Below are 23,070 nucleotides of genomic sequence, written 5' to 3'. Positions count from 1 at the left end.
CGGCGGGAGCAATGCCGGAACGCCGGCGGCCATCCACATTTTCACGAGAACGCCTTCATGCTGTTGATCGACATCGCCGACAACATCGGCACCGTCACCTTCGACCGCGACCACCGGCGCAACGCGCTGTGCGAGGAAATGGTCCTCGCCTTTGCGGCGGCCCTGGAATCCTTCCGTTCGGCGGGCGTGCGCTGTCTGGTCCTGCGCGCAAGGGCCGGCAGCAAGGTCTGGTCGGCTGGCCACGACATTGACGAGCTGCCCGCCGCCGGCCTTGATCCGCTGGCCTGGCGCGACCCCCTGCGCAAGCTGATTCGCGATATCGAAGCCTTTCCGGCGCCGGTGATTGCGATGATCGAGGGCAGCGTATGGGGCGGCGCCTGCGAAACGGTGTTTGCCTGCGACCTCATCCTGGCTGCCGACGACGCCACCTTTGCGGCAACGCCGGCCCGGCTTAACGTGCCCTACAACGTGGGCGGCCTGCTCACTTTTCTCAACGCGGCCTCGCTTAATCTCGCCAAGGAGATGCTGTTTACCGCCGACCCGATTTCTGCCCAGCGCCTGTGCAGCCTCGGCGTCATCAACAGGGTGGTCGATAAGGCCGAGCTGGAGGAAGTCACCTACGCCATGGCGCGTCGCATTGTTGCCAACGCGCCGCTTTCCATCTCGGTGATGAAGGAGCAGCTGCGGATCCTGGCCGGTGCCCACACCATGTCGCCCGAAGACTTCGAGCGTATCCAGGGCCTGCGCCGGGTGGTGTACAACAGCCGTGACTACGCCGAAGGCGTGCAGGCCTTCCGGGAGAAGCGCCCGCCCGTGTTCAAGGGCGAGTAGGGCCCGCATCCGCGCGCCACAAGGATGCGTTGCCGGCGGATGTCCGGCAGATAATCCGTCGCCGTCCCGTACCCGCGGCGCCAAACAGGGGCGACAGGCCTGCGCTGTCGTCCCTGTTTCCGTTAAAACAGCGGGTGATATAATCGCCGGCTGAAAAATTGCGCCCTCACCCGGTGCCGCGCATGCAACTCTTCGCCCTTGGTCTCAACCATCACACTGCGCCTGTCTCGATTCGGGAACAGGTGGCTTTCCAGCCTGAACGCCTCGTTCAGGCCCTGGGTGATCTCGTGCGTGCCAAGCCGGTGAAGGAAGCTGCGATCATCTCCACCTGCAACCGCACCGAGCTGTACTTCGCGACCGAAGAGCCCCAGTACGCGGCCGACTGGTTTGCCGAGTACCACCGTATGGCGCTGCACGATCTGGCGCCCTACCTCTACACCTTTCCCCAGCGTGACGCCGTGCGCCACGTCTTTCGCGTGGCCAGCGGGCTGGACTCGATGGTCATCGGCGAGCCGCAGATCCTTGGCCAGGTCAAGGATGCAGTGCGCCAGGCCGAGCAGGCCGGCACGCTCGGCACCACCCTGCACAAGCTCTTCCAGCGCACCTTCTCGGTAGCGAAGGAGGTGCGCTCGACCACCGCCATCGGCGCCAACACGGTGTCGATGGCGGCGGCTGCGGTACATCTGTCGGAGCGGATTTTCGAGCGGGTGAGTGAGCAGCGGGTCCTCTTCGTGGGCGCCGGCGAAATGATCGAGCTGTGCGCCGCCCACTTCGGTGGCGAGCAGCCGAAGAAAATGACCATCGCCAACCGCACGCCAGCCCGCGCCAAGGCCCTGGCCGAGCGCTTCAGCGCCGATGTGCTGCGTCTCGACCAGGTGGCCGAGTCGCTCGCGGCCTACGACATCGTGGTTTCCTGCACCGGCAGCCCGCTGCCCATCATCGGGCTCGGTATGGTCGAGCGTGCGCTCAAGGCGCGCCGCCACCGCCCGATGGTGATGGTCGACCTGGCGGTGCCGCGGGACATCGAACCCGAGGTTGCCGCGCTGGGCGACGTCTTCCTGTACACCGTCGATGATCTCGCCAAGGTTGTCGATTCCGGCCTCGAATCCCGCCACGCGGCAGTGATCGAGGCCGAAGGCATCATCGACGAGCGGGTCGACGGCTTTCTTCACTGGCTCGACAGCCGCGGCACGGTGCCGACCATTCGCGCCCTGCGCGAACATGCCGACCACCTGCGCCAGGCTGAAGTGGAGCGCGCGGTGCGCCTGCTGGCCAAGGGCGAAGATCCCCACAAGGTCATCGAGGCCCTCAGCCACGGCCTGACCAACAAGCTCATCCACGGGCCGACCCGCTTTCTCAACGACGCCGATGGCGACTGCGCCGAGCTGGTGCGGCGCCTCTTCAACCTCCACAAAGATCACTAGCCCACGCCGGGCGCGGTGTTTTTCACGCCTGCGTCCGCGGGCCCTCCACCCATGAAACAGCGCATCCGCGACAAGCTGGACAACCTTGCCGACCGTCTGCAGGAGCTCGACCGCCTGCTCGCCACCAGCGAGGCGGCCAGCGACATGGACAACTACCGCAAGCTGACCCGCGAGCACGCCGAGATCACGCCGGTGGTCGAGCTGTATCGCGCCTACTGCCAGGCCCTCGACGACGAGACGTCGGCGAAGGAGCTCCTCGCCGATCCGGAGATGAAGGAGCTCGCCGTCGCCGAGATCGAATCGGCCCAGGCCGCCCAGCTGCGCATCGAAACGGATCTGCAGACCGCGCTGCTTCCCCGCGACCCCAACGACGAGCGCAACCTTTTTCTCGAAATCCGCGCCGGAACCGGTGGCGACGAGGCCGCGCTGTTCGCCGGTGACCTGCTGCGCATGTACACCCGCTATGCCGAACGCCAGGGCTGGCGCGTCGAGGTCATCTCGGCCAGCGATTCCGAGCTGGGGGGCTTCAAGGAGGTGATCGTGCGCGTGGCGGGCGCCGGTGCCTATTCGCGGCTCAAGTTCGAATCCGGCGGCCACCGCGTGCAGCGCGTGCCGGCCACCGAAACCCAGGGCCGCATCCACACCTCGGCCTGCACCGTGGCGGTCATGCCCGAGGCCGACGAAGTGGGTGAAGTCGAGCTCAATCCCGCCGATCTGCGCATCGACACCTTCCGCGCCTCGGGTGCCGGCGGTCAGCACATCAACAAGACCGACTCGGCGGTGCGCATTACCCACCTGCCCACCGGCATCGTGGCCGAATGTCAGGACGGCCGCTCCCAGCACCAGAACAAGGCCTCCGCCATGCGCGTGCTGGCCGCGCGCATCAAGGACATCCAGGTGCGCGAGCAGCAGGCCAGGGAAGCCGCCACCCGCAAGAGCCTGGTGGGCAGCGGTGATCGCTCCGAGCGCATCCGCACCTACAACTATCCGCAGGGGCGCCTCACCGATCACCGTATCAACCTCACGCTCTACAAGCTCGATGCGGTGATGCAGGGCGAGCTGGATGAAGTGGTGGCCGCGCTTACCGCCGAACACCAGGCCGAATTGCTGGCTGCGCTGGCCGACGAGAATGGCTGATCTGCCGACGAGCGTCGGCGCCGCCCTCGCGCTGGCGCGCGGACGCCTGCCGGCCAGCGAGGCGCGGCTCTTGCTGCGTGAAATCCTCGGCTGCACGGCGGCCCAGATTGCGGCCTATCCCGAGCGCGCGCTGGCTGCCGGGCAGGCCGGGCGTTTCGTCGAGCTGCTGACGCGCCGCGTCGCCGGCGAGCCGGTGGCTTACCTGCTCGGCGAGCGCGAGTTCTACGGGCGCCGCTTCGGCGTGTCGCCCGCGGTGCTGATTCCGCGTCCGGAAACCGAACTGGTCGTCGATCTTGTGCTGGCGCGCGTTGCGCCCGGCAGCGCGCCGGCCATCCTTGATCTGGGCACCGGCAGCGGCGCACTGGCGGTCACGCTGGCCCTCGAGATTCCGGCCGCGCAGGTGACGGCGGTGGATTTTTCGCCCGCCGCGCTCATCGTTGCCCGCGCCAACGCCGCTGCGCTCGCTGCGTCGGTGCGCTTTGTCGAGAGTGACTGGTTTGCGGCGCTGGATGCGGCGGCAGGTTTCGATTTCATCGTCAGCAACCCGCCCTACATCGCCGAGAACGATCCGCACCTGGCCCAGGGGGACGTGCGCTTCGAGCCGGCAACGGCGCTGGCTTCGGGCCCGGCGGGCCTCGATGACCTGCGCCGCATCACCGCCGCTGCGCCGGGTTTTCTTGCGGCCGGCGGCTGGCTGATGATGGAGCACGGCTACGATCAGGCTGCGGCGGTGCGGGCTCTGCTCGTTGCCGCAGGCTTTGTCGAGGTGGCGTCGGCGCAGGATCTGGCCGGTATCGAACGGATCAGCTTTGGCCGTCGCCCTTGACGGCGGTGGCTGGCAAGCCTAGACTTTCCCGACTGAATTGCTCAACTATTTGCGAGATCACGATGGACGTTCAAAAAATCATTCACGAACAAGTCACCACCCACCCGGTCGTGCTGTACATGAAGGGCAGCCCGGCCATGCCGCGTTGCGGTTTTTCCGCTACTGCGGTCCAGATTCTGCAGGCTTGCGGCGCTGGTGAAGTCTTTGCGGTGGATGTGCTGGCCGACGAGGGTATCCGCCAGGGCATCAAGGAATACGCCAACTGGCCGACCATTCCGCAGCTCTACATCAAGGGCGAGTTTGTCGGCGGGTCCGACATCATGCGCGAGATGTACCAGTCCGGCGAACTGAAGCAGCTGATTGCCGATCTGGCCTAAAGCGGTGCGGTTCCGGTAAAAAAAGCGGCTCAGGCCGCTTTTTTTGCGTCCGGTTTTTCGTGGGACTTGTCGTCTGACAGCGGTTTGGTGAGGGCTTCCGGCGGAAAAAGCGCCTTGTGGGCCAGGTGATAGGCCAGCAGGTGAGGCGGCATGCGCAGCCAGTGGGCGCGGATGTAGAGGCTTTTGCGGGCGAGGGGGGAGAGGACGTCGGCGGTGCTCGGGTGTTGCGGGCGCAGCACGCGGGAATAGATCGCGTCGAGCATGCGCTGGCCTGGCCCGCCTGCGCCAAGGCAGTCCAGGGCAGCCGGCACCGGGGTGCCGAGCACGCGGCAGGTGTAGCGCAGGGCGAGGCGCAGCGGGCCTTCCAGCCCGAGTTGCTGAGCCCGTGCTACGAGTGCGTCCCAGTTGCCGGGGGTGGTGCCGAGGTGGCGCAGCAGTGCGTCCAGGTCGGTGAGGTCGCGCAGCAGGTTGTCGGGTTCGCCTTCGTGGAACAGGTGGGTGGCGCTGTGCAGGATCAGGTCGGGCAGGGCGAGGGTGCGCACGCCGGGCAGGCCGGGAATTTCGACGCTGGCTTCGACAAGGAGGCGCGGGTCGGGTTTGAGGCGCGCGGTCGGCGGCAGGATCGTGTGGTGCACATCGAGGGCCGTGCCGCGGAAGATGTGCTGCATGGCCGGCAGTTCGTGCATCCAGCGGCGGTAGTAGCGCTGGTCGTAGGCGTCGAGGGCGGTGCTTTGCCAGCCGGTCATCATCAGTGCTGATTCGGCTTCGCCAAGCTGTTCGCGGGGCACCAGGATGTCCACGTCGGCAAACAGGCGCCCTTCGGCGGCGGGCAGCCCGGCGGCGACGTAGGCCGCGCCCTTGAGCAGGATCAGCGGAATGCCGGCCGGCGCCAGGGCTTCGCGCAGAAAACGGACTTCGCGGCGGATCGAGTGATGCTGCTGCCCGGCCATGACGGCGCCGGACAGGAGATGATTGGCGGGGCGGCGGGGTATCTCGGCGGCCAGTCCGGCTGCCAGCAGGCGGTGGTGGAGCCGGCCGAGCAGGTTGGCGTGACGCGCCTGGCGAACCAGTAGATCCCACTCGTGTGCCTGGAGGCGCCGGATTTGGTCCGGCTGGCGGAACACCTGGACCAGCAGGCTCATCGGGCTTCGCTTTCCGCTTCTGCGGCCAGGCGATCGAACACTGCAATGGCGTCGTCGAGCCGGCTGTATTCGAAGCCGTAGCTCTGGCAGCTGTCCACCATGCGGCCCACCGCTTCGAAGCCCTGCGCGCCGAGGATGTGGTAGTTCATGGCGTTGTCGGCGATCTGCAGGAAGGCGGTGCCGCTGCCCATCGGGGTGAGGGTGGCGTCAGCGCCGGCGCGGTAGCGGGGCAGGATCATCCAGGTGGGCGCGGCCGGTGTGTCGACGGCTTCGACGCTGGCTGCGGTCGGGGCCATCAGGGCCACCGTGCCCTTGGTGGTGTCATGCACGGGCTGGGTCAGGAAGGCGTCGGGCGCGTAGGCGCGGATGATGTCGATCGAGGCGTTCTTGAGGTTGACCGGCCGGGCGAGGCCCATGACCTGGCCGGTTTCGACGCTGATCAGGGTCAGTTCGTCCGACAGCAGACGCCAGCCGCGGTTGACCAGCGCGGCGCACAGGGTGCTTTTGCCGGAGCCCGGCGGGGCAGGCAGGATGGCCGCCCGGTTGCCGCGGGCAACGGCTGCCGCGTGGAGCACCAGGATGTGCTGGCTGTAGGCGGTGACGCACCAGTTGAGGCCCCATTCCAGCATGGGCAGGGCCTGGGCACGGGGAAGCGGGGTGAAGGGCTCGACGGAATCCACCGAGAACAGCGCCTGCGGGCGCAGCCAGCGCCGCAGGCCGTGTCCGGGCTGGACGGCGATGTGGAAATCGGTGAAGGCGGAGCTGTCGACCAGCGTGTGGTGCGCGTAGAGCCGGGCGAGTTCATCGGCAATCTCGCCGATGCCGCTCTGCAGGCGGCAGTTGAACGGCCCCGTCGCCAGGCGGATGCCGTCTCCGCCGAGGCGGGCACGGAAGTCGGACGGGGACAGGTCGCGGATTCTCAAGAGGGACGGTGCTGCTCGATCAGGCGGGCCGCGGCGAGGGCGTCAACGGCTGCGCTGACCGCGAGGCGGCAGTCGTCGGGCGGCGCATCGGGCTCTTCGTGCAGGACGGCGTAAGCGAGATCATCGACCGAAAGGACGCGGCCGGGGAGCGACAGCTGACCGAGCACGAAGCGGCTGATCGGTGCCAGCAGCAGCGTCTGGCCGGCGGTCGGGTCGAAGCGGACCCAGCCTTCGTCGACTTCCTTCCAGAGAACGAACTGCAGCCCTTCGAGAAGGGCTGCAGTGGCGACGTAACCTTGTACAGGCAAAAGGAGAGGCAAAAACGGGCAGGGGTGGGCTGCTTATATGCCCAGGAAATAGTTGAAATAAGCTTCGACCTCAAGTGCATGCCAGGGCTTGGCGCCGACGCTGGGCACATAGCCCGCCCCTTCAAGGCCATCGTAAACAACGGCCTTGAGGGCGGCCCGCTCGGTGGCGTTGGCGTTGAGGTAGACGGCGGCCGCTTTGGCGTAGACAACATCAGAACCGTTGAGCGCACCGAGCAGAGTGCCGAAGCCCTTCGGGTCGCTGCCAAAGGCGGTAGCGTAGTTGATGTCCAGGGTGCTGTCGTTGGTGAGTTTGCTTTTCCAGAACGACACGCCCTGGTTGATGAATTCCGTGCAGACATAGTCGCGCGGACGGCTCAGGTTTCCGGAAACAGAGAAGCCGGACGGCAACTTGCAGTTCGAGGCCAGCACCGGCGTGCTTTTCAAGGCCATCAGCAAAGGGGCACCGGCGAGACCGGCCTGGACGAGTCGGCGACGGCCCTTCTGCGATGCGGCGCTGTCGGACTTGGCGACTTGCGGCGCGGCAGATTTTTCAGTTTTTTCCAGATTCATCCTAAACCTCGTTTTGCTGACGCCAAGACCGGCGTTCTCATGTGCAGTATAGGCAGCCCAGGCTTACGTTGACGTGACGTGGGTCCGCATTTGGTCAATATAGGCCAAGCAAATTTCGTTCCGGATTTCTCAACGATTTTAGCTCGATGATTTTAAAGGAATTAAAACCGCATGGGAAAGATCGGCGCGCGAATCTGCCGGCGTGTGTCAAAAAAGCCGACAGATTCGGATGGCGTTTCTTCGGGCGGCGGAGGCCGTCGCGCCTAGATGCTGGCGATGCGGCTGTTGGCGAGCGACAGGCGGCTGGCCAGAACTTCGAGGAAGCCTTTGTAAAAATGCATTTGGCACAGGCTGGATGCGCGCAGCAGGGCGGGGGCGCGGATGGTCAGGATGCGCGTTTCGGTGGTGGTTTCAACCGAGGCCGTGCGGGCGCCGCGGCCGGGGGAGAAAAGGGCCATCTCGCCAAAACAGTCTCCGGCGCTGAGCACGTTGAGCAGGTGGCTTTTCTTGGCAATGCGCAGCTCGCCCTGGACGACGAAGCAGAAGTAATTACCCGGTTCGCCTTCCTTCATGACCACGGTGCCGGGTGGGATCAGGCGCCATTCGGCAAAGCGGACGATCTCCCAGATTTCGATGTCGCTGAATTCACGGAAGAAACGGAAGGCGCGCAGGCGCTCGAATTTTTCGCTGTCGGGCGGCTCGGTGCTGTCGGCCACCGTGCGGCGGTTGCGATAGACCTCGGCCAGATCGTGGGAGAACTCCCTCCACGCCGCATAGCGCCCGGAGATGTTGCAGCGCATGGCCTTGCAGACGATGGCGTCCAGTTCCGGCGGGATCTCCGGGCGGATGCTCGACGGCGGCGGCGGCGTTTCGTGGGCGATCTTGTACATCAGCGTGGCCTTGCTGCTGCCTTCGAAGGGCAGCCGGCCGGTGAGCAGCTGATACATCACCACGCCGAGGGAGTAGATGTCGGTGCGGTGGTCGAGGGGCTGTTCGCGGACCTGCTCGGGCGACATGTAGGCGGGCGAGCCGAGGCCTGACAGCTGGGTGGTTTCGCTGGCGGTGAAGATTGCCGCGCCGAAGTCGGAAATCTTGATGTCCTGCCCGTCGGGGGCCGTGAGCAGGATGTTGGCCGGCTTGATGTCCCGGTGCGTGACACCCTGCAGGTGGGCGTAGTCGAGGGCCCGGGTGCACTTGAAGATGATCTCGATCAGCCGCTCGAAAGGCAGCAGCGTGTCGGGGCTCGTGAAGGCATCCAGGGTGCCACCGGGCACGTATTCCATGACCACGTAGGCGTCGCGCTCGTCGATGACCGCGTCGTGGATCTGGACGATGTGCGGGTGCTGCAGCTTGCCGGCGAGGGAGGCCTCGTTGAGCAGCATGTGGTGGTACAGGGTGGTGTGGTCGGTGACCCGCAGCATCTCCGGGTGAAGACGCTTGATGGCCACCTCCCGCTGGGCGAAAGGATCGAAGCCGAGATAGACGGTACTGGTCGCGCCTTCACCCAGCTTTCGCCTGACCTCGTATTTGCCGATCCTTTCCATTTTCATCTTTCCTCAGGCCAGACGACTGCGGGCGCGTGCGATGGCTGCGCGAACCTGGTTCGGGGCCGTGCCGCCCACGTGGTCACGCGACGCCAGCGAACCTTCCACGGTCAGTACTTGGAACACATCTTCGGCCAGACGTTCGACGGCGCCCGGCACGTGGGTCATGGCGGCCTTCAGGTCGGCCAGCGGAATCTGCGGCAGATCGCAGCCCGTGAGCTCGGCCGCGCGCACGGCCAGCGCCACGGCTTCGTGGGCGTCGCGGAAGGGCAGGCCTTTCTTGACGAGGTAGTCGGCCAGGTCGGTGGCGGTGGCGTAGCCCTGGGTGAGAGCGGCCTGCATCGCTTCACGCTTCACGCGGACGTTGAAGACCTTCTCGCCGTTGGCTTCGACGCGGCTGCCCATCATGTCGGCGTAGATGCGCAGGGTGTCGATGGCGGTGTCGGCGGAGTCGAACAGGGGCTCCTTGTCTTCCTGGTTGTCCTTGTTGTAGGCCAGCGGCTGGCCCTTCATCAGCGTGATCAGGCCCATCAGGTGGCCGACCACGCGGCCGCTCTTGCCGCGCGCCAGTTCGGCCACATCGGGGTTGCGCTTCTGCGGCATGATCGACGAGCCGGTGCAGTAGCGGTCGGCCAGGTCGATGAAGCCGAAGTTCTGGCTCATCCACAGCACGATCTCTTCACTCAGACGCGAGACGTGCACCATGCAGATGGCCGCGAAGCCGCTGAACTCGAGCGCGAAGTCGCGGTCACTCACGGCGTCCAGGCTGTTCTGGCACACCCCGTCGAAACCCAGCGTGCGCGCCACCCGTTCGCGGTCCAGCGGATAGCTGGTGCCGGCGAGGGCCGCGGCACCCAGCGGCAGGCGGTTGGTGCGCTTCCTCACATCGACAAGCCGTTCGGCATCACGCGCAAACATCTCCACGTAGGCCAGCAGGTGGTGCGCAAAGCTCACCGGCTGCGCCACCTGCATGTGCGTGAAGCCGGGCATCACGGTGTCGGCATGTTGTGCCGCCAGTTCCACCAGCGCGTGTTGCATGGCGCCCAGCAGGGCGGCGAGCTTGTCGATCTCGCCGCGCAGCCACAGGCGCACGTCGGTGGCCACCTGGTCGTTGCGGCTGCGGCCGGTGTGCAGGCGCTTGCCGGCATCGCCGACCAGGGCCGTCAGGCGCTTCTCGATGTTGAGGTGGACGTCCTCGTCGTCGAGGTTCCAGTTGAACTCGCCGCGTTCGATCTCGCCGACGATCTGGGCCATGCCGCGTTCGATGTCGGCCAGATCGGATTGGCCGATGATGCCCTGGCGGGCCAGCATTTTGGCGTGGGCCAGCGAACCGCGGATATCCTGGGCAGCCATGCGGTTGTCGAAGAACACGCTGGCGGTGTAGCGTTTGACGAGTTCGGAGACGGGTTCGGAGAAGCGGCCGGACCAGGCCTTGGCGGTGCCGTCCTGCGGCGCGGATTGATCTGCCATAATAATTAATGCTCTCTGCGATAAAAGCGGCCTATGCCCGGAGAGAATCCCGTGGATTCAAGGTTTTGGCCCGGTTTTTGATACATGAGTATAAAGCAAAACCTGCGCCGCGCCGGGTGGGGCGGGCGTCCTGCGCAATTGCCGGACTTCCGCAATCTCGGTGTGGTGCTGCGCATCCTGCTCCTGGTAAATGCACTTGCCATGGCGGCCGTGCTGGTTCGCAACGCGCAGCTTGATCTGGTTGTCATCGAGGCGCTGGAGATGGCCGTGGACGTCGAGTTTCCGCTGATTCTCGGCGTGGCCGCGTTGTTCCTGCTGCAGCCGGTGCTGCGTCGCCTGCCCTATCGGCCCGGGGTGGTGGCGGTGCTGGGCACGGTGCTTGTGGTGGCCCTGGCCAGTCGCAGCCTGCTGGCGCCCATCGGCACGGGCGGGCAGGTGCGTCCGCTGGTCTGGTCCCTGGTAACCGCCGCGGCAGTGCTGGCGTATTTTTACCAGCGCGGCGCCGCGCAGGCGCCGGCGCTGGCCGAGGCGCGGCTCCTGGCGCTGACGGCGCGGATCCGGCCGCATTTCCTGTTCAACAGTCTCAACGGGGTGCTCGGCGTGCTGCGCAGCAATCCGCGGCGGGCCGAAGAAGCGCTGGAGGAGCTGTCCGATTTGTTTCGGGCGCTGATGCAGGACAGCCGTGAACTGGTGCCGCTGGCCGACGAAATCACCCTGTGCGAGCGCTACCTCAACCTTGAGCGCCTGCGTCTCGGCGATCGCCTGCAGGTGGATTGGCGCCGTGATCCGCAGGCCGATGCGGCCCTCGTGCCGCCGCTGCTGCTCCAGCCGCTGATCGAAAACGCCGTCTGTCACGGCATCGAGCCGGGCGCCGGGCCGGGCACGGTTTCGATTACCATCGAGCGCCGCGGGCCGGCGGTGATCATCGGGATCGCCAACCCGCTTCTCGACGCGGTTCGCCATCATGTGGGCAACCGCATGGCTCTCGACAACATCCGTGAACGACTGATGCTGTTCTACGACCTCGAAGCCGCCCTTGATATCGAGCAAAGCGCCGACGCCTATTGCGTGCGCATCCGCCTGCCATTCCGGAATGAACGATGAGCGACACATTTTCTGCTGCTGATTTCGAGCCGCTGGCCGTGCTGGTCGTGGACGACGAGGCGCCGGCCCGCGAACGCCTGCGCGACCTGCTTGGCGATATCGCCGAAAGCCAGCCGACGCGAATCGTCGGCATGGCCGCCAATGGCGTCGAAGCCCTGGCGCTGCTCGAGCGCGAAACTGTGGATCTGATCCTGACCGACATCCGCATGCCGGTGATGGACGGTATCGAACTGGCGCGTCATGTGGGCCGCCTGCCGCGGGTTCCGGCGGTGATCTTTACCACCGCCTATGACGAATACGCCGTGCGCGCCTTTGAACTGGCCGCGGTGGATTACCTCCTCAAACCGGTGCGCGCAATACGCCTTGCCGAAGCCATTGCAAAGGCCCGCCGCATGCGTCCGCCTGCAGACGAAATCCTGCGTCAGATGGCGCCTGCCAATCGCAGTCACTTCAGCATCAACGAGCGCGGTCGCATTTTGCTGGTGCCGGTGGCGGATGTGCTTTATCTGAAGGCCGAGCAGAAATACGTGGTGGCCCGCAGCCGGGAGCGGGAATACCTGCTGGATGAATCGCTGGTGCAACTCGAGGAAGAGTTTCCCGACCTGTTCTTGCGCATTCACCGCAATTGCCTGATTGCACGGGATGCCGTGAAAGGCGTGGCCCGTGCCACCACCGGCCTGGACGGCGAAGCCCATTGGGTCATTATTCTGGACGGACTGGCCGAACAGTTGCCGGTAAGCCGCCGCCAGTGGCCGGCGGTAAAAGAAGCGCTGGGCGTCTGAAGCAGGCTTCGGACGCAAACAGCAATACAGCGAAAATCAGTTGCCGCTGACGGCGAAATCCTGCAGCGACTTGCCGGCGGCCAGGCCTTCGACGATCCACAGCGGCTTGCGGCCCTTGCCCGACCAGCCAATGCTCGGGTTTTGCGGATTGCGGAAGCGGATTTCGCTCTTGGTCGTGCGGGCGCCGGACGTGGCGCGTGCCGGCTTGGAAGACTTGAAGCCAGGAAATACTTCTTCAAGGCTCAGCCCGTATTCCTGGACGATTTCCTGAACCTGCTGAATTGCCTGGCTGACTTCGTTGCGACGGACTTCTTCAATCTGTTTTGCCAGTTCGGCCTGTTGGGCGAGAAGTTCCTTGAGAGTTGCCATTGAATTGATCCTTTGTGGGTTTGATTCGGGTGTGCTTGCCTGATGTGTTGCGGCTTGAGTCTTTCGACAATTCGATTGTAATGCCAAAGCCGCAATCAAAGGGGGTTTCCGCTGGAAAGGGGAAATACGAATTGCCTGCTTTGTCGAGTCCTGGTGAATATTGAGGGCAGATGAATTGCCGACTGCCGCCACGGATTTCCGGCTTTTCGGCAAGTGATCATGAATAAGGTTTTTTGGGCTGGCGGGTTTGCAGTTTGAATATCCGGTGTTTTGCTGAACCGATTGGCGACTTGTAAATCAAAGTTACATTGCCCGAAAACCGGTCTGGGCTGTCTCCTGTGCCGGCGCGCAATACGCGTGGGCGGCGTGCGCCGAGTAAGGATAGAATCGCGCCGGCCAAGTCGTTAAAAATACATAAATGCCCGCTTGCATCTCCGGATGCGTGTGCATTGCAATCGAGCCCCATGGAAAACCCAGCCCTCGCACCCTCCCTGCTGTCCTACCCCCGCTACCGGCCCGGGCTTGCTCCGGCGCCCTTCCTGCCCATGTCGCGGGCCGAGATGGACGCCCTCGGCTGGGACGCGTGCGACATCATCGTCGTCACCGGCGATGCCTACATCGACCATCCCAGCTTCGGCATGGCCCTGATCGGCCGCACCCTCGAAGCCCAGGGTTTCCGCGTCGGCATCATCAGCCAGCCCGACTGGCATTCCGCCGATGCCTTTCGCGCCCTCGGCAAGCCGCGGCTGTTCTTCGGCCTGACCGCCGGCAACATGGACTCGATGATCAACCGCTACACCGCCGATCGCAAACCGCGCTCCGACGACGCCTACACGGCCGACGCGCTGCCCGACAAGCGTCCCGACCGGGCCGTGGTGGTCTATGCCCAGCGTGCCCGCGAGGCCTACCCGGACGCCAACATCGTCATCGGCAGCATCGAGGCCAGCCTGCGCCGCATCGCTCATTACGATCACTGGTCCGAGAAGGTGAAGCGTTCGGTGCTGCCCGATTCCAAGGCCGATCTGCTGATCTTCGGTTCCGGCGAGCGCGCGACCATCGCCCTCGCGCATCGCCTTGCCGCCGGCGAGCCCATCGAGGCCATCCGCGATCTGCGTGGCACGGCCTTCATGGTCAAGCCCGGCTGGCATCCTGAAGGCTTTGTCGAAGTCGACTCGATCGCCATCGACCGCCCGGGCCCGGTCGAACCCCACCGCGACCCCTACGAGATGGAGCCTGAAGGGGCGACTGCAGGGGCGACTTCAGTCGCCCAGCCCGCGGCCCAGCCGATCCGCATCGTGCCCGCCGCCGAGCGGGTGGCCAGCCGCAAGGCCGACCGGGCCCGTCAGGTCATCCGCCTGCCGGCTTACGAAGTGGTGAAGGACGACAAGGTGATGTACGCCCATGCGTCGCGCACCTTCCACCTCGAATCCAACCCCGGCAACGCCCGGGCGATGGTCCAGGCCCACGGCGTCGGCCCCGGTTGCCGCGACGTGTGGCTCAATCCGCCGCCGATTCCGCTCACCACCGAGGAAATGGACTGGGTCTTCGGCCAGCCCTATGCCCGTCGTCCGCATCCGGCTTACGGCGAGGCGCGCATTCCGGCCTGGGACATGATCCGTTTCTCGATCAACATCATGCGTGGCTGTTTTGGTGGATGTACCTTCTGCTCGATCACCGAGCACGAGGGCCGCATCATCCAGAGCCGCTCGGAAGGCTCGATCCTGCGCGAGATCGAGGAAATCCGCGACAAGACGCCGGGCTTTACCGGAACCATCTCGGATCTGGGCGGCCCCACCGCCAACATGTATCGCATGGCCTGCAAGGATCCGCAGATCGAGGCCTCGTGTCGGCGCCTGTCCTGCGTGTTTCCCGGCATCTGCGAAAACCTCGGCACTGACCACGGCCCGCTGATCAGCCTGTACCGCAAGGCGCGGGCGATTCCCGGTGTCAAAAAAGTGCTGATCGGCTCCGGCCTGCGCTACGACCTGGCCGTGCGTTCGCCCGAATACGTCAAGGAGCTGGTGACCCACCACGTGGGCGGCCTGCTCAAGATCGCCCCCGAGCACACCGAGGAAGGCCCACTCGGCAAGATGATGAAGCCGGGCATCGCCACCTACGACCGTTTCAAGGAGATGTTCGAGCAGTACTCGAAAGAGGCCGGCAAGAAGCAGCACCTGATTCCCTACTTCATCGCCGCCCACCCCGGCACCACCGACGAGGACATGGTCAATCTCGCCCTGTGGTTGAAGTCCAGCAACTTCAAGCTCGACCAGGTGCAGACCTTCATGCCGACCCCGATGGCCATGGCGACCACCATGTATCACTCGGGCAAAAACCCCTTGCGCAAGGTGTCGGAATCATCGGAGGCCGTCGATACGCCGAAGTCCGGTCGTCAGCGTCGCCTCCACAAGGCCCTGCTGCGCTACCACGACCCCGAAGGCTGGCCGCTGATCCGCGAGGCGCTGCGGGCCATGGGGCGTGCCGAGCTGATCGGCAGCGCCCCCCGGCACCTCGTGCCGCGGGATCAGCCGGTGGTCCTCGACCGGGGCCAGGGCAGCGGTGAACAAAAAACCGGCAAGGCGGCCAGCCCGACAGGCGCCCGCCGCGCGCCGCCGCTGCAGCGTGGTGGCGGTGGAGCGGGGCGTCCGCGCGGGCGCTCCTGAATCACGTCCGGTTCCACGCCGCTGCGTGTGTCATGCCCCGGGAATGCCGGCTTCGTCTGCGTGCGATACGGAAGTGGTGCACAAATGCGGTAAACGATTCCGGGTATGATTCGGCCTCCCAAGCCGGGCGGGTGGTCGATCTGCGTCCTTGATTCAAGACACTTTTTGCAACCAGGCCGGCTTCCGTAAACTGCAATACTGTTGCGCTAAAGTCAGGGCGGCTTCCGTCTGCCCTGTGACGATTCTGGTGGCCGCGTGGATAAGTTTGAATACCGAAAGACCCTGGCCGGACGGCTCGATTCGCTGATCGACGTCGGCTTCGCTACCTTTCGGGGTTTTGTGCGACTGGTGCTGGGCGAGCTGGAGTTCGTCAGCGGCCGTCTGCAGCCTTTCGTCCAGATCCGGCCGAAGGAGGTCAGGCGGCTGGTTTTTGTGTGCCTCGGCAACATCAACCGCAGCGCCTTTGCGGATGTCGTGGCCACCGGGCTGGGCGCGCACACCGCGTCGTTCGGCCTGTCCACGAACACCGGCGAGCCGGCCTTCGAAAAGGCCATCAGCACTGCCCCGGTCTACGGCTACGATCTGGCCGCCCACCGTGCGACAAACTTCCCCGATTACACTTTCCAGCCCGGCGACCTGCTGCTGGCGATGGAGGTGCGGCATGTTCGCGAACTCATCCGGCGCGGCATTCCGGAGGATTCGATCGCGCTGCTGGGGCACTGGGCGCGCCCCCACCGCATTCACATCCACGACCCGCATCGTCATACGGATGCGTATTTCCGCACCTGTTTCGCGATCATTCATTCGGGTGTGGCCAACCTCGTCGAAGAACTGCGCCAGGCAGGCAGCCCATGTCTCAAGCGATGAACGTCTATCTGAGCTTCGACATCGAGGTCTGGTGCAACGGCTGGAAGGATCTCGACGGGCAGTTTCCGGCGAGTTTCGAGCGTTACGTTTATGGCCGCTCGCAAAAGGGCGACTACGCGCTGCCCAAGACGCTCGAAATCCTCGAGCGCAACGGGCTCAAGGGCGTTTTTTTTGTCGAGCCGCTGTTTGCCGCGCGCTTCGGGATCGACAAACTGGCCGTCATCGTCGACCTGATCCGCGCCGGCGGGCATGACATTCAGCTTCACCTGCACCCCGAATGGTCGGACGAGCTGCGGCCCATTCCGTTTCCGGGCGCCGTAAAAAAGCGCCAGCACCTTTCCTTCTACACCCTCGACGAGCAGATCGAGCTGATCCGCCTGGGCCTCGACCTGATGGCGCAGGTGGGCGTCGAGGGCATCCGCGCCTTTCGTGCCGGCAGCTTTGCCAGCAATGCCGACACCTACCGAGCGCTGCATGTCTGCGGCATCGATGTGGACAGCAGCCTCAACGCGGTGTGTGCCGACAGCGGCCCCGACCTGCGCGGGCAACTGGATTTCACCTCCCCGCAGGATTTCGAAGGCGTGCGCATCCTGCCGATGACGGTTTTCCAGGATGGAACCGGGCGCCAGCGTCCGGCGCAGCTGGGCGCCTGCAGTTTTGCCGAACTGCGCGGGGCGCTCGAATCGGCCGAAAAGCTGGGGGTCGAGCATTTCGTACTGCTGTCACACAACTTTGAAATGCTCAAGCAGGGCCGCAGCGAGCCTGACGCAATCGTCGTGCGGCGTTTCGAGGCGCTGTGCCGCTATTTGGCAAGTCAGCGTGATAGATTTACTGTCTCCACCATGGCTATGCTGCCAACATCGGCCCCGGCTCAACGGGCTGCTTCGCTGCCTTCTGCGGGCTTGCCGGCAACCCTGTGGCGTCATGGAGAGCAGCTGGCGCGCCGCTTTTTGGGCTAGTCGCCCGGCCATTCGCTGATGTCTCCATGGGCGGTCTCGTTGAGGCTGCTCCTGCCGTGAGCGGCGATCCGGCGGCCCAGCGGCCTAACTCCTCTGTTGAATAGACATTCCAGCCCCCCCGATGACGTCCACTTTCCACCGCCCGGTGACCGGGCAGAGCCCCGCTCCCGCAGCATGGAGCCGTTCGTGAGCGAGGGCGTTGGCGCTCGTCTGACGCCCTTGTTGCGGGCCGTGCGCCGGGCATCGGCGGCGCGCTATGCCATCACCGGCGTTGCGCTGCTGGTGCTCGATATCTGCGTTTTCTTTGTGCTGGCGCGGCTCTTCATGGTTCCGCCGGCGGCGGCGCAACTGGTGGCGCGTAGCGTTGGCGCGGCGGCGGGGTTTTTCGGGCACAAGAATTTTTCATTCAAAAAATCGGGTGACACGCCGGGTGCTCCGCTGCGCCAGGTCGTCCCCTACCTGCTGCTGACGTTGACCACCATCGGCGTGTCGCCGGTGGTCCTGATCGGGCTGCTTGCGCTGCTGGACAACCTGGTGGCGGCGAAACTTGGAACAGAGGTCGTCATGGTCGCCTTAAATTACTTCTGCTTGCGAAGGGTGTTTCGATGAAGCTGCATACAGACAAGGCAGAAATATCGATCGTAGTGCCGGCATTCAACGAGGCAGAAGGGCTTCCCCGTTTCCTCGAAGTGGTCGACCGGGTGCTCGAGCCCCTGAACGTGCGCGCCGAGCTGATCTTTGTGAACGACGGTTCGCGCGATGCGACGGAGAAGGTTCTCGAGGAAATCGCCCGGGGGCGTCCGGACGTGGTGCCGGTCAATTTCTCCCGTAATTTCGGCAAGGAAGCTGCGATGGCCGCCGGCCTCGCGGTGGCCATGGGCGACTGCGTCATTTTCATGGATGCCGATCTCCAGCATCCGCCCGAGGTGCTGGGCGATCTGCTGGCCAAGTGGCGTGAGGGCTATGACGTCGTGAATGGCCGCAAGCGCCAGCGCGGCGAAGAGCCGGCCGCCTACCGGGCATTTGCCAACCTGTTCAACGGCCTGATGAGCCACGCGGTGGGCGGCAACATGGCCGGCGCCAGTGATTTCAAGCTGCTGGACCGCCAGGTCGTGGATACCCTGCTGCAGTTTCCCGAGCGCAACCGCTTTTTCCGCGGGATGGTCACCTGGGTTGGTTTTCGCGTCGCGGATGTGGAGTTCGATGTGCAGGAGCGGGAGATCGGCAGCACCAAATGGTCGCTCGGTTCGCTGCTGCGCTATTCGATCAACAACCTGCTGGCGTTTTCGTCCCTGCCCTTCGTCGCCGTCGGCTACGTGGGTTTCGCCACGGCCGGGCTGGGCGCCTTGTTGCTGTTTCAAACCTTCTACCGGTATTTCACCGGCACGGCCGCCATGGGTTTCACCACCGTGATCGCTGTTCAGGTGATGCTGGGCGGCATGATCCTGACGGCCCTCGGCGTCATTGCGGTGTATCTCGCCAGAATGTATGACGAGCAGAAAAGGCGGCCGATGTTCATCATCCGGCGCCCCCGCCCGCTGACTGCACGTGTGGATGCGGCGGCGGAGCGTAGTGCAGGTGCCCGGCCGGTGATGGCCGGTCAGCATTCCGGAGAGGCATCATGATGGGGACGGCTGTCAATTCCCGGCTGAGCTTGCGGGAGTCGCTCGCCGCATTCGGCGTATTTCTCGCGCTGGCGCTCATGCTGCATTTTCCGCATTACGGCTCCCATTACGGCGATCCCAATTTCGATTTTTACCTGCACTACCACTGGGCCAGGGAATTCGCGGATGGCGTCAGCCACGGCTGGCTTTACCCCCGCTGGACTTTCTTCGACCGCTTCGGGCTTGGCGAGCCGGTATTCGTCTTCTATTCGCCGCTCTATTATTTTCTTGCGGCGCTCGTCTCGTTGGCGGGGGTCACAACCTGGGCGTCCATGCATGTCGTGGAAGTGCTGACCAACGCATTATTCGGCTTTTGCGTTTATCTCACCTGCCGGTATTACGTCTCGTTCCGGGTGGCGCTGCTGGCGGGTTTTGCCGCTGCTGCAAATCCATTTCTGGTGATGCTGCATTACAAGTTTCAGGGCTTTGCCTGGGCCTCGGTCGGCTATGCGGCCCACGGCTTGCTGCTGTGGTCGCTGTTCCGGCCGAAGGCTTCGTTCGACCGGGTGAATCTTCCGGCCGCCGCGGCAATCGGAATCGCCGTCATCGGCCACACCATGAGCGCCCTGGTGCTGCTGATGTGCTATTCGGCAGTGGCCTGCGTGGCGCCGACGGCAGACGGCGGGGTGTCGCTGCGCGGCATCGTGCGCCGTATGCTGGCCTGGGGGGGAACGGTGGCGCTGGGCCTGGGCCTGGGCAGTATCTACCTGGTGCCGGCCCTCGGCTCCACGTCGCTGATCAATACCGATGCCTGGACGGGCTCGCACATCCTGCAGGCCTTTGCGTGGCCCACCTTCTCGGCGGTCTGGCACGGGGTTCAGTGGTTTTCGTTCCAGTGGCCGATTGCCGTTCCGGTGCTGCTGCTGGTGCTGGCCTCGGGCTGGTACGTCTTCCGGCTGAAGGGGGCTGCGGGGTCGCCCGCGCGCCCGGTTGTGCTGCGGCTGTTTCTGGTGCTGGCGGTGGCGGTGTTCTTCGGGTCCGAGCTGTCGTATCCGCTCTGGACGATGAAGTCCTCGCCGCTGCTCAAGATCCAGCTGCCGTATCGTTTTCTTTCCATCGCCTACGTGATGGTGATCGTTATCTGCGCGCTGTTGATTCCCTCGGCGCAGCTTTCCGGCCGGCGCATCTGGAAAAAGGTGTTTGTGTTCTCGGTGGCGGCCATCGGGGTGCTCGGCGTGGTGATGGCCGGCAAGGCGACATACCTCGACGGGGTCAAACTGGTGCCGGCGCTTGCCAGCAATCAATATCTCTTCGAGCTGCTGCCCCAGTGGTCGCGCACGCCAAACGGGGGCTTCAAGTGCTCGGCCGACAAGAGCGCCTGCGAGCGCCTGCCGCTCAGCGCCGGCGCTTTTCGCGGCACGCCGGAATACGTGACGAAGCTGTCCGCGCCGGGTTATCTCGACTACGCGGTGGGCGGCTTCGAGCAGGAATGCAGCAGCCGCCAGGCGCACTGCGGGCCGGCCAGGTTCGTGGCCAATACCGTGGCCTGGCGCATCGAGGCGCTTGCCGACACCCGCCTGAGGTTGCCGGTGTTTTTGCTGCCCATGTGGAAGGTGATGATCGACGGTAAATCCGTGCCGGCTGTCCATGACGTGAATAGCGGCTTGATCGAGGTGTCGCTGGCGCCCGGGGCCCACGAGGTCGAGCTGGTGTGGACCGAGACCTCGCTGTTCGCCACCGCCCGCTGGATTTCGATCGCGTCGCTGGTCGTGCTGATCCTGCTTGCCGTTTTTGGCCGGCTGCGCACCCGTGCTGCGGCCGGGCCGGCGTTTCGCTGAGTGTCTGCCGATGAATGAGACGCAAACCCGCCCGCCCTGCTATGTGCTGGGCATCGAGACGCAGATTGGCCTGAGCCTGGTGCGCGAGTTGGGCGAAGCCGGCATTCCGGTCGTCGGTATCGCGGTCGATCCCAATGCCATCGGCCTGAAGTCCCGTTATCTCACCCACGGAGAAATCCTGGACAAGCCGCGTACCGACGAGGGCCTGGCGGAATTGCGGGCCTTGGGCGAACGTTACGGCGCCGGCTATCTGCTGACCGTTTCGGAGGCCAACACCGCCTGGCTGATCGACAACCACGCGCGCCTCGGCAAGATCACGCCGCTGCTTCCGTCGAAGGAGGCATTCGCAATCGTCCTCGACAAGACGCGCACGCTCGAGGCGGCGGCCGCCCTCGGGCTGGATGTGCCGCAAAGTGCGTGCCCCAACGACTGGAACGAGGTGGAGCAGCTGGCAAGGGGTTTCCGTTTTCCGGCCGTGCTGAAATGGGCCGACCCCAATGCGGTGGCCGGTGCGCTGCATGCCGCGGGGATCGAGTTGATCAAGGCCGAATACGTTTACTCGGCCGAGGAGTTTCTGCGTGCGGCCGAACGCTATCGGCCGGTGGGCGCATGGCCGCTGGTCCAGGAATACTGCGCCGGTGTCGGGCTCGGGCAGTTTTTCTTCATGCACCGCGGTCAGGCGGTGCGGCGCTTTCAGCACCTGCGGATCGCCGAATGGCCGCCGGAAGGCGGTTTTTCGAGCGTGTGCGATGCGGTGCCGCTGGACCAGTTCCGCGATCTGCAGGAGCAATCCATCCGCCTGCTCCAGCACATTGGCTGGGACGGTGTGGCGATGGTCGAATATCGTTACGATCCGGCAAGCGGGCGGGCCGTGCTGATGGAAGTGAACGGCCGTTTCTGGGGCAGTTTTCCGCTGGCGATGTACTGCGGCGCGGGCTTTGGTGTGCTGGCCTATGGTCTGCAGGGCGAGGGGCGCATGCCGGCGCTGCCGCCCGTGCGCGAAAACCTGCGCTGCCGCATGGTGGCCACCGAGCTGAAGCGCCTCAGGCGCATCCTCCTCGAGCCCGGCAAGATTCGTGACCGGACCTTCCAGGTTCGCCCGGTGCGCGAAACCGTGCGCTTTCTGGTGGATTTCCTTCGTCCGTCGGTGCGTTACTACGTTTGGAGCCTGAAGGACATCAAGCCCTTCATCCGCGATGTGAGGAACGCGCTCGGCATGTAGGGCTTTTAAAGCAGGGGGGCGCCATGAGCATTCACCGCAAATCCATCCTCGAGCGCATCGACTGGCTCCATGACGTGGCGCGCAGGTATTCGGCGGCCTACTGCGACCCGGAGGCCTGCATGGCGCGGGAGCGCCACCGGGCCCGGCACCCGACAGCGATCGCGGTGCTCAAGTGCATGGACGGGCGGATCAACATTCCGATCGCCACCAACACGCCGCCGGGCATCATCCAGCCCTTCCGCAATCTGGGCGGCTTCTTCGACCTGGGCTGGCCCCATCTGGGCGAGGTGCTGGAGCACTACGTGCATGACCGCGTGCGTGGTGGCCAGCGGGTGTTGATGATCATCACCTATCACTTCTCCCGCGGCGCCGAACACCGCAGTTGTGCCGGGTTCGACTACCACACGAAGGACGCGGTGGCCCACGTCTTCGGCGTCAAGGCGCAGGTCGAGCACGTTTTCGGACGCGGACATGGCACGGTGTATCCGCTGGTGTGCGGCTTCGAGACGGACGAGGATGCGCTGATCCTGCACGGCGCGGGCGGCGCGACGCTCGATGTGTCCACGTTGCCGGCCACCGAAGACGAAGCCGGCCTGCGCTCGCGCCTGCAAACGCTTTTTCCCGACATGCCGCAGCAGATGCTGGCCGACCTGGCGCGCCTGGTGGCCGGCAACATCGCCCACGTGGCGGCGGTGCGCCAGACCGACCGGCAGCTCGACATCGAGCACCGCGAATGGATGATCTGCGTCGGTCGCGGTTTCGATTTCCTGCACGCGCCCAACCTGGCCCTGATCATCGGCCCCTACAGCCCGGATCTGGCCGACCCGATACGCAAGGCGGGCGGAATCATTGCCGGCAACATGAAGAGCGGGCGGATTCCCGACGACGGTTTTCTGCTGCTGGCCTCGGCGCCCTATCAGGAAATCGGTTCCGATCGTGCCCGGGCCGAACTGAAAGTGCGCTTCATGGCCCGCTTTGCGGCCGACGTGATTCGTCGTGACCTGCCGGAGCTGGCCCCAAAAATGACGGTGCACACCGCGGTGCTCAACTGGGCCACGCGGGGGCTGGAGACGATTACCGGGTGAGGCGCCGCGCCGCACCCGGTGCGCG

The 23,070-nt window shown here is 64.9% G+C and carries 22 protein-coding genes; 15 read left to right on the top strand and 7 right to left on the bottom strand.

The window, feature by feature from the left end; all coding sequences use genetic code 11:
- Positions 1-57 precede the first annotated feature (57 nt).
- The 5 genes from scpB to grxD all read left to right on the top strand — a co-directional run bounded on the left by scpB (position 58) and on the right by grxD (position 4,595).
- Entirely contained in the window at positions 58-831 is a 774-nt protein-coding gene (gene scpB / locus Q1W26_RS07975) for a methylmalonyl-CoA decarboxylase (protein WP_300438194.1), read from the top strand.
- A 182-nt stretch (positions 832-1,013) separates the two neighbouring features.
- Positions 1,014-2,255 (top strand): glutamyl-tRNA reductase, encoded by a 1,242-nt coding sequence (gene hemA, locus Q1W26_RS07970; RefSeq protein WP_300438192.1) that lies wholly within the window; start codon positions 1,014-1,016, stop codon positions 2,253-2,255.
- A 51-nt stretch (positions 2,256-2,306) separates the two neighbouring features.
- On the top strand, positions 2,307-3,392 hold the full coding sequence (gene prfA / locus Q1W26_RS07965) for a peptide chain release factor 1 (protein ID WP_300438189.1): 1,086 nt from the start codon (positions 2,307-2,309) through the stop codon (positions 3,390-3,392).
- Positions 3,385-4,218 (top strand): peptide chain release factor N(5)-glutamine methyltransferase, encoded by an 834-nt coding sequence (prmC, locus tag Q1W26_RS07960; RefSeq protein WP_300438186.1) that lies wholly within the window; start codon positions 3,385-3,387, stop codon positions 4,216-4,218. The genes prfA and prmC overlap by 8 nt, the downstream gene beginning before the upstream one ends.
- Positions 4,219-4,280: 62 nt before the next feature.
- On the top strand, positions 4,281-4,595 hold the full coding sequence (grxD, locus tag Q1W26_RS07955; protein ID WP_300438183.1) for a Grx4 family monothiol glutaredoxin: 315 nt from the start codon (positions 4,281-4,283) through the stop codon (positions 4,593-4,595).
- A 29-nt stretch (positions 4,596-4,624) separates the two neighbouring features.
- Here the strand turns inward: grxD and Q1W26_RS07950 are convergent, their stop codons facing one another.
- From Q1W26_RS07950 to argH, 6 genes are all read right to left on the bottom strand, one after another.
- Complete coding sequence (locus tag Q1W26_RS07950; RefSeq protein ID WP_300438180.1) at positions 4,625-5,737, bottom strand: nucleotidyltransferase family protein; 1,113 nt, start codon at positions 5,735-5,737, stop codon at positions 4,625-4,627.
- A complete protein-coding gene (locus Q1W26_RS07945; RefSeq protein ID WP_300438177.1) occupies positions 5,734-6,660 on the bottom strand; it encodes an HprK-related kinase A in 927 nt (308 codons plus the stop codon). Before Q1W26_RS07945 ends, Q1W26_RS07950 begins: the two co-directional genes overlap by 4 nt.
- Positions 6,657-6,968, bottom strand: a complete 312-nt coding sequence (locus tag Q1W26_RS07940; protein ID WP_300438174.1) for a hypothetical protein — start codon at positions 6,966-6,968, stop codon at positions 6,657-6,659. The genes Q1W26_RS07945 and Q1W26_RS07940 overlap by 4 nt, the downstream gene beginning before the upstream one ends.
- Positions 6,969-7,001: 33 nt before the next feature.
- A complete protein-coding gene (locus Q1W26_RS07935) occupies positions 7,002-7,538 on the bottom strand; it encodes a hypothetical protein (RefSeq protein WP_300438172.1) in 537 nt (178 codons plus the stop codon).
- A 263-nt stretch (positions 7,539-7,801) separates the two neighbouring features.
- The gene (locus Q1W26_RS07930) at positions 7,802-9,082 is read right to left on the bottom strand and encodes a serine/threonine-protein kinase (protein WP_366143648.1); all 1,281 of its coding nucleotides are present in this window, start codon (positions 9,080-9,082) and stop codon (positions 7,802-7,804) included.
- Between the two features lie 12 nt (positions 9,083-9,094).
- Positions 9,095-10,552 (bottom strand): argininosuccinate lyase, encoded by a 1,458-nt coding sequence (argH, locus tag Q1W26_RS07925; protein WP_300438166.1) that lies wholly within the window; start codon positions 10,550-10,552, stop codon positions 9,095-9,097.
- Positions 10,553-10,636: 84 nt separating this feature from the next.
- On the opposite strand from argH, the gene Q1W26_RS07920 reads away from it, so the two are divergent.
- Both Q1W26_RS07920 and Q1W26_RS07915 read left to right on the top strand, forming a co-directional pair.
- Positions 10,637-11,656, top strand: coding sequence for a histidine kinase (locus tag Q1W26_RS07920; protein WP_300438163.1), 1,020 nt, complete (start codon positions 10,637-10,639; stop codon positions 11,654-11,656).
- The gene (locus Q1W26_RS07915) at positions 11,653-12,438 is read left to right on the top strand and encodes a LytTR family DNA-binding domain-containing protein (RefSeq protein WP_300438162.1); all 786 of its coding nucleotides are present in this window, start codon (positions 11,653-11,655) and stop codon (positions 12,436-12,438) included. Before Q1W26_RS07920 ends, Q1W26_RS07915 begins: the two co-directional genes overlap by 4 nt.
- 36 nt (positions 12,439-12,474) lie before the next feature.
- Here the strand turns inward: Q1W26_RS07915 and Q1W26_RS07910 are convergent, their stop codons facing one another.
- The gene (locus Q1W26_RS07910) at positions 12,475-12,807 is read right to left on the bottom strand and encodes an H-NS histone family protein (protein WP_300438160.1); all 333 of its coding nucleotides are present in this window, start codon (positions 12,805-12,807) and stop codon (positions 12,475-12,477) included.
- A 545-nt stretch (positions 12,808-13,352) separates the two neighbouring features.
- On the opposite strand from Q1W26_RS07910, the gene Q1W26_RS07905 reads away from it, so the two are divergent.
- The 8 genes from Q1W26_RS07905 (at position 13,353) to Q1W26_RS07870 (ending at position 23,045) form a co-directional block, all read left to right on the top strand.
- Positions 13,353-15,470, top strand: a complete 2,118-nt coding sequence (locus Q1W26_RS07905) for a YgiQ family radical SAM protein (protein ID WP_300438223.1) — start codon at positions 13,353-13,355, stop codon at positions 15,468-15,470.
- A gap of 255 nt (positions 15,471-15,725) precedes the next feature.
- A complete protein-coding gene (locus Q1W26_RS07900; protein ID WP_300438157.1) occupies positions 15,726-16,337 on the top strand; it encodes a hypothetical protein in 612 nt (203 codons plus the stop codon).
- Positions 16,322-17,296, top strand: a complete 975-nt coding sequence (locus Q1W26_RS07895) for a hypothetical protein (RefSeq protein WP_300438154.1) — start codon at positions 16,322-16,324, stop codon at positions 17,294-17,296. Before Q1W26_RS07900 ends, Q1W26_RS07895 begins: the two co-directional genes overlap by 16 nt.
- A 186-nt stretch (positions 17,297-17,482) precedes the next feature.
- Entirely contained in the window at positions 17,483-17,905 is a 423-nt protein-coding gene (locus tag Q1W26_RS07890) for a GtrA family protein (RefSeq protein ID WP_300438152.1), read from the top strand.
- Complete coding sequence (locus tag Q1W26_RS07885; protein WP_300438150.1) at positions 17,902-18,921, top strand: glycosyltransferase family 2 protein; 1,020 nt, start codon at positions 17,902-17,904, stop codon at positions 18,919-18,921. Before Q1W26_RS07890 ends, Q1W26_RS07885 begins: the two co-directional genes overlap by 4 nt.
- A complete protein-coding gene (locus tag Q1W26_RS07880) occupies positions 18,918-20,738 on the top strand; it encodes a hypothetical protein (RefSeq protein ID WP_300438148.1) in 1,821 nt (606 codons plus the stop codon). The genes Q1W26_RS07885 and Q1W26_RS07880 overlap by 4 nt, the downstream gene beginning before the upstream one ends.
- A gap of 10 nt (positions 20,739-20,748) precedes the next feature.
- Positions 20,749-21,960: a hypothetical protein gene (locus Q1W26_RS07875; RefSeq protein ID WP_300438146.1), complete on the top strand. Its 1,212-nt coding sequence runs from the start codon at positions 20,749-20,751 to the stop codon at positions 21,958-21,960.
- Between the two features lie 23 nt (positions 21,961-21,983).
- Positions 21,984-23,045 (top strand): carboxysome shell carbonic anhydrase domain-containg protein, encoded by a 1,062-nt coding sequence (locus tag Q1W26_RS07870; RefSeq protein WP_300438143.1) that lies wholly within the window; start codon positions 21,984-21,986, stop codon positions 23,043-23,045.
- Positions 23,046-23,070: the final 25 nt, after the last annotated feature.

Origin of the sequence: Zoogloea sp. (assembly GCF_030157465.1) — a bacterium.
Taxonomy (GTDB): Bacteria; Pseudomonadota; Gammaproteobacteria; order Burkholderiales; family Rhodocyclaceae; genus Zoogloea.
Note: the sequence above shows the minus strand (reverse complement) of the source record. Positions and strands in the feature narration are given on the sequence as shown.